Source organism: Luteibacter sp. (assembly GCF_036500425.1).
Classification (GTDB): Bacteria; Pseudomonadota; Gammaproteobacteria; order Xanthomonadales; family Rhodanobacteraceae; genus Luteibacter.
Map to the genome: position 1 here is coordinate 114663 of NZ_DASYCB010000020.1, position 15383 is coordinate 130045.

Annotated in this window: 20 protein-coding genes; 3 read left to right on the plus strand and 17 right to left on the minus strand. The window is 65.4% G+C overall.

The window, feature by feature from the left end; all coding sequences use genetic code 11:
- Positions 1-25 precede the first annotated feature (25 nt).
- The 14 genes from rbsB to VGN46_RS04805 all read right to left on the minus strand — a co-directional run bounded on the left by rbsB (position 26) and on the right by VGN46_RS04805 (position 11132).
- Complete coding sequence (gene rbsB / locus VGN46_RS04740; protein ID WP_331641170.1) at positions 26-961, minus strand: ribose ABC transporter substrate-binding protein RbsB; 936 nt, start codon at positions 959-961, stop codon at positions 26-28.
- Between the two features lie 20 nt (positions 962-981).
- On the minus strand, positions 982-1926 hold the full coding sequence (locus tag VGN46_RS04745) for an ABC transporter permease (RefSeq protein ID WP_331641172.1): 945 nt from the start codon (positions 1924-1926) through the stop codon (positions 982-984).
- A 1-nt stretch (position 1927) separates the two neighbouring features.
- Entirely contained in the window at positions 1928-3409 is a 1482-nt protein-coding gene (locus VGN46_RS04750) for a sugar ABC transporter ATP-binding protein (RefSeq protein WP_331641174.1), read from the minus strand.
- On the minus strand, positions 3409-3807 hold the full coding sequence (gene rbsD, locus VGN46_RS04755) for a D-ribose pyranase (protein WP_331641176.1): 399 nt from the start codon (positions 3805-3807) through the stop codon (positions 3409-3411). The genes VGN46_RS04750 and rbsD overlap by 1 nt, the downstream gene beginning before the upstream one ends.
- The gene (rbsK, locus tag VGN46_RS04760; RefSeq protein WP_331641178.1) at positions 3804-4700 is read right to left on the minus strand and encodes a ribokinase; all 897 of its coding nucleotides are present in this window, start codon (positions 4698-4700) and stop codon (positions 3804-3806) included. The genes rbsD and rbsK overlap by 4 nt, the downstream gene beginning before the upstream one ends.
- A 90-nt stretch (positions 4701-4790) precedes the next feature.
- The gene (locus VGN46_RS04765) at positions 4791-5144 is read right to left on the minus strand and encodes a DUF971 domain-containing protein (protein ID WP_331641180.1); all 354 of its coding nucleotides are present in this window, start codon (positions 5142-5144) and stop codon (positions 4791-4793) included.
- 88 nt (positions 5145-5232) lie between these two features.
- Positions 5233-5850, minus strand: coding sequence for a hypothetical protein (locus VGN46_RS04770; RefSeq protein WP_331641182.1), 618 nt, complete (start codon positions 5848-5850; stop codon positions 5233-5235).
- Positions 5851-5904: 54 nt separating this feature from the next.
- Positions 5905-7245 (minus strand): ATP-dependent protease ATPase subunit HslU, encoded by a 1341-nt coding sequence (hslU, locus tag VGN46_RS04775; RefSeq protein WP_331641184.1) that lies wholly within the window; start codon positions 7243-7245, stop codon positions 5905-5907.
- A 5-nt stretch (positions 7246-7250) separates the two neighbouring features.
- Complete coding sequence (gene hslV / locus VGN46_RS04780) at positions 7251-7784, minus strand: ATP-dependent protease subunit HslV (RefSeq protein WP_414675220.1); 534 nt, start codon at positions 7782-7784, stop codon at positions 7251-7253.
- A gap of 79 nt (positions 7785-7863) precedes the next feature.
- Entirely contained in the window at positions 7864-8775 is a 912-nt protein-coding gene (locus tag VGN46_RS04785) for a tyrosine recombinase XerC (protein WP_331641188.1), read from the minus strand.
- On the minus strand, positions 8772-9458 hold the full coding sequence (locus tag VGN46_RS04790) for a DUF484 family protein (protein WP_331641190.1): 687 nt from the start codon (positions 9456-9458) through the stop codon (positions 8772-8774). Before VGN46_RS04790 ends, VGN46_RS04785 begins: the two co-directional genes overlap by 4 nt.
- A gap of 58 nt (positions 9459-9516) precedes the next feature.
- Complete coding sequence (gene dapF / locus VGN46_RS04795; protein ID WP_331641192.1) at positions 9517-10344, minus strand: diaminopimelate epimerase; 828 nt, start codon at positions 10342-10344, stop codon at positions 9517-9519.
- A gap of 7 nt (positions 10345-10351) precedes the next feature.
- The gene (gene lptM, locus VGN46_RS04800) at positions 10352-10618 is read right to left on the minus strand and encodes an LPS translocon maturation chaperone LptM (protein ID WP_331641194.1); all 267 of its coding nucleotides are present in this window, start codon (positions 10616-10618) and stop codon (positions 10352-10354) included.
- A gap of 43 nt (positions 10619-10661) precedes the next feature.
- Complete coding sequence (locus tag VGN46_RS04805) at positions 10662-11132, minus strand: N-acetyltransferase (protein WP_331641196.1); 471 nt, start codon at positions 11130-11132, stop codon at positions 10662-10664.
- A 218-nt stretch (positions 11133-11350) separates the two neighbouring features.
- On the opposite strand from VGN46_RS04805, the gene VGN46_RS04810 reads away from it, so the two are divergent.
- Positions 11351-12835, plus strand: a complete 1485-nt coding sequence (locus tag VGN46_RS04810; RefSeq protein WP_331641198.1) for a RimK family protein — start codon at positions 11351-11353, stop codon at positions 12833-12835.
- Between the two features lie 35 nt (positions 12836-12870).
- Here the strand turns inward: VGN46_RS04810 and VGN46_RS04815 are convergent, their stop codons facing one another.
- A complete protein-coding gene (locus VGN46_RS04815) occupies positions 12871-13113 on the minus strand; it encodes a hypothetical protein (protein WP_331641200.1) in 243 nt (80 codons plus the stop codon).
- 120 nt (positions 13114-13233) lie between these two features.
- Here VGN46_RS04815 and aroE point away from each other — a divergent pair, with 120 nt between their 5' ends.
- On the plus strand, positions 13234-14070 hold the full coding sequence (gene aroE, locus VGN46_RS04820) for a shikimate dehydrogenase (RefSeq protein ID WP_331641202.1): 837 nt from the start codon (positions 13234-13236) through the stop codon (positions 14068-14070).
- Entirely contained in the window at positions 14070-14330 is a 261-nt protein-coding gene (locus tag VGN46_RS04825) for a YkgJ family cysteine cluster protein (protein ID WP_331641204.1), read from the plus strand. Before aroE ends, VGN46_RS04825 begins: the two co-directional genes overlap by 1 nt.
- Before the next feature lie 2 nt (positions 14331-14332).
- Here VGN46_RS04825 and VGN46_RS04830 read toward each other — a convergent pair whose 3' ends face one another.
- Both VGN46_RS04830 and VGN46_RS04835 read right to left on the minus strand, forming a co-directional pair.
- Positions 14333-14698, minus strand: coding sequence for a VOC family protein (locus tag VGN46_RS04830; protein ID WP_331641206.1), 366 nt, complete (start codon positions 14696-14698; stop codon positions 14333-14335).
- A 70-nt stretch (positions 14699-14768) separates the two neighbouring features.
- Positions 14769-15383, minus strand: coding sequence for a LysE family translocator (locus tag VGN46_RS04835; protein WP_331641208.1), 615 nt, complete (start codon positions 15381-15383; stop codon positions 14769-14771).

The window sequence follows — 15383 nt, forward strand, 5'->3', positions numbered from 1 at the left end:
GTTTTTGTATCACCCTTCGCGAGGCTTATTCCTTGGTCAGGAGCTTGAGCGGCACGGCGATGGACTTATCCACCGGCTGCTTGTCGATCAGCTTCTTCGCGGTCTCGATGCCGAGGCGGCCGATCTCTTCCGGCTGCTGGGCGACCGTGGCGGCCATGTTGCCATCCTGCACGGCCTTCTTGCCGTCCGGCGTGCCGTCGAAGCCGACGACCAGCACCTTCTTGCTCTTGCCGGCCAGGGCCTGCACCGCGCCGAGGGCCATCTCGTCGTTCTGCGCGAAGATGGCCTGGACGTCGCTGTTACCCTGCAGCAGGTTCTCGGAGACCGACAGGCCCTGCGCGCGGTCGAAGTTCGCTGGCTGCTGCGCGACGACCTTCATGCCGGTGGTGGCGATCTCGTCGTCAAAGCCCTTGCCGCGCTCGCGTGCCGCGGAGGTACCGGCCACACCCTGCAGTTCGATGATGTTGCCTTTGCCACCGAGCTGCTTGGCGAGGTAATCCGCGGCCATCTTGCCGCCGGCAATATTGTCGGAGGCGATATGCGAAGCGACTTCGGCGCCATCGACGCCGCGATCGAGCGTGATCACCGGGATATTCGCACGCTGCGCGGACTGCACTGCACCGGCGAGCGCTGAGGAATCCGTCGGGTTCAACAAGATCACCGAAACACGCTTCTGGATCAGGTCTTCGACGCTGGAGATCTGCCGCGCCGGATCATCCTGCGCGTCGACCACGACCAGCTGCACGCCAGCCGCGTCGGCCGCCTTCTGCGCGCCATCCTTCAGCTCAACGAAGAACGGGTTGTTCTGGGTGGACAGCGCGAGGCCGATCACCGCTTTGCCGCCCGCCGCGGCGCCGCCTGCGGTGGACGCTGCTGAAGGTGCAGATTCGCCCGGACCTTGCTGCGAGCACGCGGCAAGGAGGGTAGCCGCTGCCGCGGCGAGGAAAGTAAGTTTGCGCATGGTGTGTTCCCTCGTGGTGTTCACTGCCGCCTGTCGAGCAGGACGGCGATCAGGATGACGATGCCTTTAACCACCTGCTGGTAGAACGAGCTTACGCCCAGCAGGTTGAGGCCGTTGTTCAGGAATCCGATAAGCAGCGCACCGATCAGCGTGCCGAAGAGCCAGCCGCGACCGCCCGCCAGGCTGGTGCCCCCGAGCACGACGGCGGCGATCGCATCCAGCTCGTAGCCCTGGCCGGCCGTCGCCTGCGCCGAGTACAGGCGCGAAGTGAGCACGATGCCCGCAAAGGCGGAGAGCAAGCCGGAGAGGCCGTAGATCGCGACTTTCATCGGCGCGATACGCACGCCCGAAAGGCGGGCCGCTTCCTCGTTACCGCCGATGGCGACGAGGTGGCGGCCGAACACCGTGCCGCGCAGCAGGAATCCGCAGACGACGAAGGCGATGAACATCCAGATCACCGGCAGCGGGATCAGGTTGGCGATATAGCCGCCACCGATCAGCGCGAAGCCCGGGTTGCTCACCGGGATAGGGCTGCCCTGCGTGTACGAAAGCGTGAGGCCGCGCAACAGCGTGAGCGTACCCAGCGTGGCGATGAACGGCGCCACCTTGCCCCACGAGACCAACGCACCATTGACCATGCCAAGGATGAGGCCCAGGCCCAGGCCCGCGCCGGCGCTCAGCACGATGCCATGCCCCGCGGCCATGAGCCCCGCGGTAATCGCACCGGTGAAAGCGAGAATCGCACCGACGGAAAGATCGATGCCACCGGCGAGGATCACGAAGGTCATACCGAAGGCGATCAGCGCGTTGATCGAGACCTGGCGCAACACGGTGAGCAGGTTGCCCGTGGTGAGGAAGTCCGGGCTCATCACCGAAAGCACGATGAAGAGCAGCACAAGGCCGATCACCGATCCGAGGCGCTGGAGCAACGTGCTTGCCCGGCTCCAGTTCATTTGCAGGGTCATGTCACTTGCCTCCGGTCGCGGCGGTCATCACGGTCTCCTGGGTGGCGCCGTGGGCATCCAGCAGGGCGGTCGCGTTGCCCTCATGCATCACCAGGATACGGTCACTCATGGCGAGCACCTCCGGCAATTCCGACGAGATCATGAGGATGGCCACGCCCTGCTCCGCGAGTTGATTGATGATGTGATAAATCTCGGCTTTGCCGCCCACGTCCACGCCGCGAGTCGGTTCGTCGAGGATAAGCACGCGCGGCTTGAGGGCCAGCCACTTGGCCAGGACGACCTTCTGCTGATTGCCGCCCGATAGCGCACGCACATCCAGCTCCATGTCCCGCGTACGGATCTTCAGCGCGTCGATAAGGCTTGCGGTCTGCTTCTTCTCGGTGCCGCGATCGACCAGGCCGGCATGCGCGGGGACGCGCGGCAAGCTCACGTTTTCGCGCAGGCTCATGTCGAGCACGAGTCCCTGGGCCTTGCGATCTTCCGTGACGAAACCGAAACCGGCGTGGATCGCCTCGGTGGGCGTCTTCGGCGTCACCGCCTTGCCATCCAGGGTGACCTTGCCGGTCTCGAGCTTGTCCAGGCCAAACAGCAGGCGCGCCATCTCGGTGCGGCCCGCGCCCAGCAGGCCGGCCACGCCGAGCACTTCGCCCGCGTGTAGATCGAAGCTGATGTCCTTCACCATGCCGCCGCCGAGGTGTTCCACCTTCAGGCGAACATCGCCGATATGTGGCGTACGGACGGGATAGCGCGCATCGAGCGTGCGACCCACCATCATCTTCACCACTTCGTCGAAGGCGAGGCCTGGTACGTCGCGCGTACCGACGAACTGGCCATCGCGCAGGATCGAGATGCGATCGCACAGCGCGAAGATCTCTTCCATACGGTGGGAGACGTAGACGATGCCGGTGCCCTGCTCGCGCAGTTCGCGGATGAGCTTGAACAGCGTCGTCGTTTCGCTTTCGGTGAGCGCCGCCGTCGGCTCGTCCATGATCAGCACGCGGGCTTTCTGACCGAGCGCGCGGGCGATTTCCACCATCTGCTGCTGGCCCACGGAAAGTCGCTCGACGCGCGTGGTGGGGTCGAGCCGGGTCATACCGACGCGATCGAGCCACTCCTTCGCGCGGGTTTCCATGGCCTTGCGGTTGAGCAAGCCGAAGCGATGGACTTCGCGGCCGAGGAACAGGTTATCCGCGATGCTAAGCGCCGGGATGAGGTTCAGTTCCTGGTGGATGATCGCGATGCCGTACTTCTCGGCGTCGGCGGGCGAGTTAATCGAAGCGGCCTGGCCGTCGACTTCAATGGAGCCTTCATCGGGCGCGTAGATGCCCGTCAGGATCTTCATCAACGTGGACTTGCCGGCGCCGTTCTCGCCCATGAGCGCGTGCACTTCACCGGCGAGCAGCTCGAAATCCACGCCTTCGAGCACCTTCACCGGACCGAAGGCCTTGTGGATGTTGTGCATCCTGACCAGTGGCGCGGCCATCAGAAGGTCACGCCGGCGTGCAGGATGATGTTCGCGTAGGGCGAGGTCTCGCCGGTTCGAACGACGGCGACCGCGCGACGCGTGGCTGCCTTGAAATCGTCGTGGTGAAGTTCGTCGACCGGCACACCGCCCGATTCAAGCCGCGCTTTCAACGCGACCATGGCAGGGTTATGCGCGTGAATCTCGCTGGCGACGGTCGCATGCTCAACAGCGAGTTCAGCGAACACCGCATCGAACACGGTGGCAAACGCGGGCGTGCCGGGCAGCACGGCCAGGTCGATGCAGGGCACGCCATGCGGTACCGGCAGGCCGACATCGCCGATCACCAGGGTATCGGTGTGGCCCATGGCGGCGACGATACGATTCAGCTCTGCATGAAGCAGGCCGCTACGTTTCATGGATGGCTCTCCAGGAATGCCGTGACCTCATCAGCGCGCGGCATACCGCCCTGGGCGCCTAGCCGCGAGACGGCGATCGCCGCGGTCGCGCACGCTTTGCGCACGGCCACGTCGAGCCCTTCGGCGAGATACACCGCGAGGGCGGCATTGAACGTGTCTCCGGCGCCGGTGCTATCCACCGCGTCGACCTTGAAGCCGGCCTGGTGGCGCGGCTCGTCGTCCTTGTCACGGAACCATGCACCATCCTCGCCGCGGGTCAGCACGACCGGGCAGGGCGACTGGCGCATGAGTTCACGGAAATCGGTATCCGCCGATGCGCCGAGCACCATCGCAAGCTCATGCTGGTTCGGCGTGATGAAGCGAACGCGCTCCAGCCATGCGAGCGGCAGCTTCTGTGCGGGTGCGGGATTCAGGATGACCGGCACGCCCTCTTCGTGCGCGATACGCAGCGTGGCATCCACGGCATCGAGGGGAATTTCGAGTTGCACCAATACGGCGTCCGCGCTGCGGATCACCTCGCGCGCCGCTTCCACCTGCGCTGGCGTGACACGGCCATTGGCTGCAGGGATCACGACGATCGCGTTTTCGCCACCCGCGACCGTGATGCTGGCGGTACCGCTGCCGATGCCTTTAACACGCGTGACGTGGCTGACATCGATGCCTTCAGCTTTCAGGCCTTCATACAACGACTGGCCGAAGGCGTCGTCACCGACGTTGCCGACCATGGCCACCTGCGCGCCGAGCCGTGCGGCGGCGACGGCCTGGTTCGCACCTTTGCCGCCGGGAATGGTGAGGAAGCGATCACCGGTGATGGTCTCGCCTGGGCCGGCGAAGCGCGGGGCCAGGGTGACGAGATCCATATTGATGCTGCCGACGACAACAATTCGCGTCATGCCACGAAGCTCCGTTGGGGTGACCGGAATGGGGATGGCGCGCAAATATACGCCCTGGCTGCGCACGATGCTTTCATGCGCATGCTTTCATCAGCGGGAAAGGCCCTTGGCCTCGAGCTCGGTGAGGTAGGCAGGCCAGGCGCTGTCGTAGGCGCGGCCAAGGTCGTGCAAGGTGTCCCAGCCGAAGATGCCACTGGCGTGGCCATCGTCGAAGCGGATGAGGATGCCGTAGTGGCCGGTGGGTTCGATCGCCTCGATGCCCACGTTGCGCTTGCCCGATACCAGAACTTTCTGACCCTTGCCGTGGCCTTGCACCTCGGCGCTGGGTGAGTTCACCCGCAGGTATTCGTAGGGCAGGCGGAACTGCTCACCGTTATCGAAACTGACCTCGAGGACGCGCGAGGCCTGGTGCAGGGTGATATCGAGGGGGCGCGGGCGGTTCATTGGAGCCTTGGTGCGGGGGACCTGTAGGAGCGCGCTTGCGCGCGATGGGAGTTACGGCAGACCCATCGCGCGCAAGCGCGCTCCTACGTCAGGTTGCGTGGCCGACGCCGCCGCCGGTGCCCTGTTCCAGCGGCGGCGGATCGCCGGCCACGGCCAGGAGGGAGGTCGCGTAAGCGTCTTCCATGCTTACCGTGGAGACTTCATCCCAGCTGAAAAACGACGGCTCGCGCAGCCATTCCGCATCCGGGGTGATCTCCTGCATGTTGAAGCCATCGTCTTCGACGTTGATGAGGCGGCCGATGTAGCAGACCTCGGCCTCATCCTCGCTATCCACGTGCACGCCAATCACCGGCGCGTGCGCGGCGGCGGCTTTCACCACCTGGGTGATTTCGTCCAAGGGGAAGTCGGCCGGCGGCGTGGGCGTGATGCCCTTCAGCGCGAGCGCCTTCTCCAGGAAGATCGCGTGCTTGTCCGGGGCCTCGAATTCGGAGATGTCGCGGTGCCGCATGATGTACATGCCGTCGTAGCTGACACCGTCGCCGATGACCCACAAAAGGAAGTATTCGCGACCGACCCCGCCCACGTAGCCACAGAAGCTGCCGTGTTCGAGTTCGCCGCGCCAGATGCGAACGAGCTGGCCGCTGTCCTGCGCTTCACGCAAGGACGCCCGCTGGCCGTTCGTTTTGAGTTGGATAACCTTGCCCATAGTCGTCAGTAGTTTACCGGAGGGGAGGCCCTCCGGTGTTCAGAGGATGTAAGTTCAGAGGATGTAGCGGCTGAGATCTTCGTCCTGCACAAGCGATGAGAGGTTTTTATCGACATATTCGGCGTCGATCACATACTTTTCGCCGGATTTGTCAGCAGCCTCGAATGAGATTCGCTCCAGCAGGCGCTCCATCACCGTGTGCAGGCGGCGGGCACCGATGTTCTCGGTCCGCTCGTTCACCTGGAAGGCCACGTCGGCCAGGCGATCGATGCCGGTGTCCGTGAAGTCCAGGGTGACGCCCTCGGTATTGAGCAGCGCAACATATTGCTTGGTCAGCGCGTTGTTCGGCTCGCGCAGGATCCGCTTGAAATCGTCCACCGACAGGGCGTTCAGTTCGACCCGGATCGGCAGGCGACCCTGCAGTTCCGGGATCAGGTCGGACGGCTTGGCCAGCGAAAACGCACCGGAAGCGATGAACAGGACGTGGTCGGTCTTGATCGGGCCGTACTTGGTCGAGACGGTCGAACCTTCCACCAGCGGGAGCAGGTCGCGCTGCACGCCTTCGCGGCTCACGCCGGCGCCGCCCCACTCGGAGCGCTGGGCCACCTTGTCGATCTCGTCGATGAAGACGATACCGTTCTGCTCGGCGCTATCGACAGCGCGGGCGCGCAGCTCATCGTCATTCATCAGCTTGCCAGCCTCTTCCTCGACGAGGAGCGGCCGCGCCTGGCGGATGGTCATCTTGCGCTTCTGCGACTTCTGGCCGCCGAGGTTCTGGAACATCTTGCCCAGCTGCTGGCTCATCTCCTCCATGCCCGGTGGGGTCATGATCTCGACGCCCACGTTCGTGGCGAAATCGAGCTCGATCTCGCGATCGTCCAGCGCACCTTCGCGCAACTGCTTGCGCATCTTCTGGCGGGTCTCGCTGTCGATGGCCGGTGCGCTGGTACCGGTATCGTCCCAGCCCGTGGCCTGCTGGCGCCGTGGCAGCAGGGCGTCGAGCAGGCGATCCTCTGCGGCATCTTCGGCCTGGCTCTTGACCCGGGTCTTGGCCTGCTCACGGACCAGCTTGTACGAGACATCGGCCAGGTCGCGGACGATCGATTCCACGTCCTTGCCGACATAGCCGACCTCGGTGAACTTGGTGGCTTCCACCTTCACGAACGGCGCATTGGCCAGGGTGGCCAGGCGGCGGGCGATCTCGGTCTTGCCGACGCCAGTGGGGCCGATCATCAGGATGTTTTTCGGGGTGACCTCGTCGCGCATGCCCAGGTCGAGCTGCATGCGGCGCCACCGGTTGCGCAGGGCGATGGCCACGGCGCGCTTGGCATCCTGTTGGCCGACAATGAACCGGTCGAGTTCGTTGACGATTTCGCGGGGAGTCAGTTCGGACATCGGGCTCAGAGCTCTTCGATCGAAACGTTGTGGTTGGTATAGATGCAGATATCACCGGCGATCTTGAGCGCTTTTTCGGCGATTGTGCGTGCATCCATCTCGGTATTTTCCAGCAGGGCCAGCGCAGCGGACTGCGCATAGGGGCCGCCGGAACCGATGGCGATGAGGCCGTGCTCGGGATCAAGCACGTCGCCATTGCCGGAAATAATCAGCGAAGCGTCCTTGTCAGCCACGGCTAGCATGGCTTCCAGACGGCCGAGCCTGCGGTCGGTGCGCCATTCCTTGGCCATTTCCACGGCAGCGCGGGTGAGGTTGTAACCGTGCTTGACCAGCTTCTCCTCGAACAGCTCGAAGAGGGTGAAGGCGTCGGCCGTCGCGCCGGCGAACCCGGCGAGGACGTCGCCACGGCCCAGGCGGCGCACCTTGCGGGCGTTGGCCTTCATCACCGTATTGCCGAGCGTGACCTGGCCGTCGCTGCCGATGACGACCTTGTCGCCGCGGCGGACGCAGACGATGGTCGTTGCGTGCATCGATTCCATGGGGGATTCCTTGGGGGAGACCGCAAACATGGGGCCGCCTGGGCCAGTGACCAAGCCCGGCGACGCCGGGGCGGATGCCTCAGGGCTTCGTGGCCTTGCGCTTCGCCCGCGGGTGGGCGGCGTCATACACCTTGGCCAGATGCTGGAAGTCCAGGTGCGTGTAGATCTGGGTTGTGGCGATATCCGCATGGCCCAGCAGCTCTTGCACTGAGCGAAGGTCGCCCGAGGACTCCAGCATGTGGCTCGCGAAAGTGTGACGAAGCATGTGCGGGTGGACCCGCTTGGCGTGGCCGCTGGATAACTTGGCCAGCCGGGCCTGGATGGTGCGCGGGCTGATCGTTCCGCCATCCCGGCCCTTGAATACGGCCTGCTCCGGCGTGGCGCCGCCTAGCGCGGCGAGGCCATGCAAGGCCGCTACGGCGAACCGACCCACCGGAAGGATGCGGGTTTTGTTGCCCTTGCCGAGTACCCGGACCATGCCCTCGTCCAGGTCAAGGTCGCCCCAGTGCAGGCCGCAAAGCTCGGAGAGGCGCAGGCCGCTGGAATAAAACAGTTCCATCATGGCGCTGTCGCGGGGCGCCAGGGTGCCGCCCAGGTTGGTTTCCACCAGCTCCTTCGCCTCATCGGCGTCAAGCACCATGGGCAACTTGCGGCGGACCTTCGGCCCACGCACGGCCGCCGCCGGGTCGTGGGCAAGCTGGCCCTCGCGGCTCAGGTAGCGGAACAGGGTGCGACAGGCGGAAAGCAGCCGCTGAAGGCTGGCCGGCTGGAGGCCGTCGTCCTTGCCCTTGCCGCTGCCGCGGTGCGCGCGGGCGATCATCGTGCGCAGGCGCTCCGGGCTCAGCTCGTCGAATGAGCCAAGGCGCTCGGCCTCCATGAACGCGAGCAGTTTCTCAAGGTCGCGCCGGTAGGCGGCCAGCGTGTGCGCGGAAGGCGCCCGCTCGGCGGCGAAGTGGCGCAGGAAGGCCTCGACGGCCTCACGCGGGTTCACGCGGCCTTCCGGGCCCGTTCGATCGCCGAGCCGACGGTGGTGGAGATCATGTCGAGGAACAGCGTGCCCATGCCCGGGTGGAAGCGATCGGCATCGGCGCTGCCGATGGCCAGCAAGGCATCCGGGCCGATCCGCATCAGCGCGGCCGAGCGCACGTCGGGTGCGGCATCACCGAACAGTCGGTGCAGCTTGTCGGGAGCCAGGCGCCCCGCCACGGGATCGGCGTGTTGCAGGAACGAAGTGAATTCAGGGAGGCCCGCCGTGCCGCGCGGTTCGCGCAATAGCCAGGGCTCATCCGGCAAGCCAGCCAGGTCGCCGAAGAACACCAGGCGAACCCGCTCGGACTGGAAATCGTCAGTGAGGCGGCGTACGACGCTGCGTACGGTCTCTTCCATGCTGCCGGCGCCCAGCAAGGCCAGCATCAGGCCATGGACCCGGCGCATCAGGCCTTCGTTATCGCCGGCGATGGCTGCGAGGTCGCGCAGGCGCGTTTCCAGTTCGGCGTTCTTCTCGCGCAGCGTGCGCAGCTGGTGCACAGCCAGCGACGCCGCGGGGCCGTTGGCGCTGGGCAGGGTCAGCTCGTTGGCCAGCTCAGGGTAGTCCGCGAGGAACGTGGGATGCCGGCGCAGGTACGACGCTACGGTGGCTGGCTTGATGTCGCCGTCGATCGCGGTGTCGGTCATGGCGCGGGTGTCCTTCGAAATGCTTATGCGTCGAGTGTGCCGTGTTCGCGCGCCCGCGTCACACTTCGCCTTCGAACACGAAGGCCGCCGGGCCGGTCATCCACAACGTGTGGCCCGGGCCGTGCCATTCAATGCGCAGCGTGCCGCCGGGCAACTCGACCGCCACGACAGGTGCGGCGAGGCCCAGGGCCTGGGATACCGCGGCGGCGGCACAAGCGCCGGTGCCGCAGGCCTGGGTCCAGCCACTGCCGCGCTCGTGCACGCGCAACTTCAGCCGATCCACGGCCACGCGTTCCACGAAACCGATGTTCGCGCCCTGTGGGAAGATCGCGTGGCGGCTAAGCACGGGGCCCAGCGCGTCGACGCGGGGATCGGCGATGTCGTCGACGAACACCACGCCGTGCGGGTTGCCCATGGAGACGGCGCCGAAGCTCACTTCCTCGCTGCCGACACGCAGCGTGTAGGTGGCATGCGCGACATGATCGAGCGGGATATGGGCGGGATCGAAGTCGGGCTCGCCCATGTCGACGGTTACCATGCCCTCATCGAGCACGCGTACCACGACCGGGCCCGACGGGCTTTCCAGGCGAACCGGCACGTCGCGTTCGATGACGCCGTCGCGGTACAACCACGCGGCGACGCAGCGCACACCGTTGCCGCACTGGCCTGACGGCGTGCCGTCCGCATTCCAGATGCCGTAGTAGAACGCACAGGAAGGGTCCCGGGCCGGCTCGATGCTGATGAGCTGGTCGAAACCGACGCCGGTGTGACGATCGGCCAGCGACGTGATGCGGGCGGCATTCGGCACGCGCCCCGCATCTTCGCGCCAATCGACGATCACGAAGTCGTTTCCGATCCCGTGCATCTTGGTGAAGCGGGAGGGCATGCTGGCGTTACTGGTGGATGATCGGGTTGTACGGCGACATCGAGGTGCTCACCGGAGCCGGTGAATCGACCGTGGACGCCCGGGCCGGCTGCACCGCGGGGCTCGTGGCCTCTTGCAGCGACTGGCCCTGGTGGCCCTGCGGTGCGGCGGCGGGCTTCGTTGTGGTGCCGGGTGCCGGCGGGGGCGGCAGGAACAGGTCGCCCTTCTGGCCACAGCCTTCAAGGCTGGCAGCAGCGGCGCAGGCGAGGACGAGGGGCAGGATCAGTCGGCGCATGGGCGTCTTCCCGGAAACGGCGGCCAGTATAGCCCCGGGGGCATCAAAGCGCCTTCTCCAGGCGCAGGGCATCCCCGCCATCACCGTAGTACTTCACGTATTCCCCAATGCGGTGGTAGCCCATGCGCTCATACAAGCGAATCGCCACGCCGTTGTCTTTCCGCACTTCCAGGCGCAACGCGCGGCAGCCGCGCGCGCGGGCGGCGTCCTCGGCCGCCTCGATCAGTGCCGAACCGACGCCCTTGCCACGCGCCTGGGGTTTCGTGGCGATCGAATACAGCCGGGCCACGGAGGTGCCCTTGCGATAGAACACAACGGCGGTGCCGAGGAAGCGGCGGTGGTTTGCGCTGGCGACGAGCACCTGCGCGGTTTCGCTATCGAGATGCTTGCGGTACTGGGCGCGGCTCAGCCGGTCCGTGTCGAAGGTCGCTTCTTCGAGGGCGACCAGGTCATCGAGGTCGCTGACCTCGGCACGACGAACGCGTACCGCGGCGGTTACCGGGGGTGGACGCATGCGCTTTAAAGACTCCGGCGCGAGGGATGGGGGCGGGGCAAGCGCGGCACTGTAGACCCGTGGCGGCGACGGATCAATGACTTTTTCCTAAATCCCGCGCGAAAGTCCCTGCACCCTGCCTTGTGTGCCGCGACGTCGCGGAACACACTGCGCCACCGGCGAACATCCGGCCCCGGGCGGGGTCGATGCAAAGGTATCCGCCGTGGAATCGAGGTCACATGAGCCGGCTTGTCATCGTCGTGGAAAAAGCCTCGGACTGGGGCTCGTATTACCCCTCCGCCGATGTCGTCAGCGCCATGGATTACCTCCGCGAGCCGGTCGGTAGCGACGACGAGCGCACCCACGTCATCAACCTGTGCCGTAGCTACAAGTACCTGGGTACGGGGTACTACGTCTCGCTGCTGGCCGAGGCGCGCGGGCACAAGGTGATTCCTTCCGTCCGCACGGTGAACGATTTGCGCCGCCGTTCGCTCTATGGCCTGCAGATCGACGACCTCAACGAGAAGCTCGAGAACTTCCTGCCCGCCGGGGGACGCGACACCACCGACTTTGGCGTGCTGATGTATTTCGGCGAAACCGCCTTCCCCGACCTGCAAGATCTTGCGAGACAGATCTTCGACCACTTCCCCTGCCCGCTCATGCGCATCGAATTCGAGCGCGAGCGCATCTGGCAGATCTCGGCGGTGAAGCCGGTGGGGCTGCATACCCTGGACGACGCGCAGGAAGACGCGTTCGCCGCCGCTTTGGAGAAGTTCTCGCGGAAGATCTGGCGACGCCCGCGCGCACGAAAGCAGTACCGCTATGACATCGCGATGCTGGTCGATCCGAATGAGGCTATGCCGCCATCGAACAAGAAGGCGCTGAAGCAGTTCATCGAAGCCGGCAAGCACCTCGGTATCGAGGTCGATCCGATCGGCAAGAACGATTACCAGCGCCTGGCTGAATACGACGGCCTGTTCATTCGCGAAACGACGGCGAGCGACAACCACACCTACCGCTTCGCGCATCGCGCGGAACGCGAGGGCATGGTGGTGATGGATGATCCCACCTCGATCCTGCGCTGCACGAACAAAATCTTCCTTAACGATCTGATGGTGGCGCGCAAGCTCGCGACGCCGAAGACAGAAATCCTTTACCGCGACGACATCCGCCGCCTGCGCGACCTGCCTGACCGCTTGGGCCTGCCGATCGTGCTGAAGATTCCGGATGGTTCGTTTTCTCGCGGCGTTGTAAAAGTTGAGTCGCCCGAAGCCCTGGAGAAGGCCGCCACGGAACTCTTCTCACACAGCGCCCTGCTCATCGCCCAGGAATACCTGTACACGGAATTCGACTGGCGCATCGGCGTGCTCAATCACGAAGCGCTGTATGCGTGCCAGTACTACATGTCGCGTGGCCACTGGCAGATCTACAACCACGGCGCGAAGGGCACAGCGAAATCCGGTGGCTTCCGCACCGTGCCCGTGCGCGAAGCGCCTTCCGATGTGGTGAAGCTGGCGCTGAAAGCGACCCAGCACATCGGCGATGGCTTGTACGGTGTGGATCTGAAGCAGGTCAACGATCGACCGGTGGTGATCGAGGTCAACGACAATCCCTCGATCGACGCGGGCGTCGAAGATGCCTACCTCGGCGAAGACCTCTACCTGCGCATCATGCAGGAGTTCCTCCGCCGGCTTGAGATGAAGCGGCTGGGTATTCAGCCGTAAGGCGACGCTCGCGGCGCTTGCGCGCGATCGGCCACTCAGCGCCGAAACACGGCCCCAAGCAACTCCAACGGAAGCCGCGGCCTCAAAGTGATCAAAACACTCGCTGGCGCAATCACCAGCCAGAACACAGGCGTCCACCCCAACGTCTCGCTGCGCCCCGACAACGGCGTTAGCAACAGCAGCAACATCCCACCGGCCAGCCAGGCCAGGGCAATCAGGGCAACGGTACGGCGTGGGGTCAGCGTGTCGTGCATGGCGGGCTCCTTGGGGGATGGCATGGACCGATCCTGATCCGCCCCTGTCTCAGGGATAGCGACTGTCTGCGAAGCGGATGACCTCAAGGGCTTGATAGAATCACCCCACCGGGCACGGGGCCCGGCGTCGAGCCAGGAGACTCCATGAGCGCTGAAGCGCAACGTTTCGCCGTATTCGGTCACCCCATCGCGCATTCCGTATCGCCTGAGATCCACGCGGCGTTTGCGAAGCAGTTGGGCATCCGGCTGGAATACACGACGATCGACGCCGCGCCGGCCGATTTCGAGGCCGCTGTGCGCCGCTTCTTTGCCGAGGGCGGCGTAGGCGCCAACGTGACCCTGCCGCATAAGCACGCGGCATTCGCCCTGGCCAACGAACACAGTGAGGCCGCCCTGCGCACCGGCGTGGCCAACACCCTCACCCGCCTGCCCGGGGGTGGCATCGCCGCGCACAACACCGACGGCGGTGGCTTCGTCCGCGACATTACCGAGCGCCATCGCTTCGATCTGCGCGGCCACGATGCACTGCTGCTGGGTGCCGGCGGCGCCGCCAAGGCCGTGGCCTGGGCCCTGATGGATGCCGGGGTCCAGTCGCTGACCATCGTGAACCGTACGCCGGAGCGTGCCGACGAGATCGCCGACGCCATCGGCGAGCCGGCCCGCTGCCATACCCGCTACTGGGATGGCCTCGAGGGCGAGTGCTTCGATCTGGTCGTCAACGCCACCTCCATCGGTGTCACCGGTGGCACCTTCGACCTGCCGATGTCGATCGTGCAGGATCATTCCACGGCCTACGACCTCTGCTACGGCGCCGCCGCGGCAGGCTTCAAGGGCTGGGCGGTCGCCGCAGGCGTGCGCCCCGACTGGTTCCGCGATGGCCTGGGCATGCTCGTCGAGCAGGCCGCCGACGCCTTCGAACGCTGGCACGGCCAGCGCCCGGACACCGACCCGGTGTACCGCGAGCTGCGCAAACGCTACTGATGGCCCTGGCCTGCCGCCCCGGCTGTGGCGCGTGCTGCATCGCTCCGTCGATCAGCTCGCCCATCCCCGGTATGCCGAACGGCAAACCGGCAGGCGTTCGCTGCATTCAGCTAAGCGACGATAACCGCTGCAAGATCTTCGGCCAGCCGGAACGGCCGAAGGTCTGCGCCGGCCTCCAGCCCGAGGCCACTATGTGTGGCCCGAACCGCGAACACGCGATGACCTGGCTGGCCGCGCTTGAACACGCGACCGCCGCCTGACCTTATTTCACCGCGGCAGGATCAAAATGCGGGTTCTCGATGATCCCGAAGCGATTGCCGAACGGATCGGTCACGGCCGCCACCTTGATGCCGCCGCCAACTTCGGTCACAGGGTCGAGTGAGCTGGCGCCCGCGGCGAGAAGCCGTGCGAACACCGCATCGATATCACGGACGCCCCACAGCGCTTGCGAACCCGACGTCCCCGGGGTGCCGTCCGGGATCAAACCCAGCTCAAAACCACCGACGTTGAAGCCCACGTAGAACGGTTCGTCAAAGTAGGGTTGCGCGGCGAGCACATCCGCATACCACCGCTTCGCCGTCGACAAATCGCTGACCGGATAAATGGCCGTGCGTAGACCGAGAATCATGCTGATATCCCTGAGGTGCGCGGTGCGCTTGAAAGAAGAAGCATAGGTGATTCGAAAGCGCGCCGACGTATTAACGAACCAACTGACGAATCCCCAGCGCGACGATCACCGACCCGCAGACCTGGTCGATACCTTTCTTCCAATGCCGGTAGCGCGAGGCGACCCGGGGCGTGGCGAACAGCACGGCGACCGTGGCGTACCAGGTCGAGGAGACCACGGCCACGGTGGCGAGCATGCCAAGGAAGGTGGGTGGGTTGACGTGCGCTGGCGCCGCGGCGGCGAACACCGCGGCGAAGAACGCCATGGACTTCGGGTTGGCGATATTGGTGGCGACGCCGGCGCGGAACGATTGCCAGATCGTTGGTCCGCCTTCGTCCAGCCGCGCCGCACTAACGGCGCCGGCCTTGGCGATCAGGCGCCCGCCGAACCAGATCAGGTAGGCGGCGCCGGCGATCTTCACCGCCAGGGCGATCCACGGGAACGTCGCAAAGACGATGCCCACCCCCAGGATCGAGCAGGTCGCCCAGAACAGGTTTACCACCACGATCCCGGCCACCAGGGCCAGTGCATCGCCCGTGTTGGTCGAGGCCGCCTTGTGCGCGACCGCTACGAAGTTCGGGCCCGGGATCACCACGCCGACGATATAGACGGAGAAAACGACGGCGACGGCGTGGATATCGAGCAT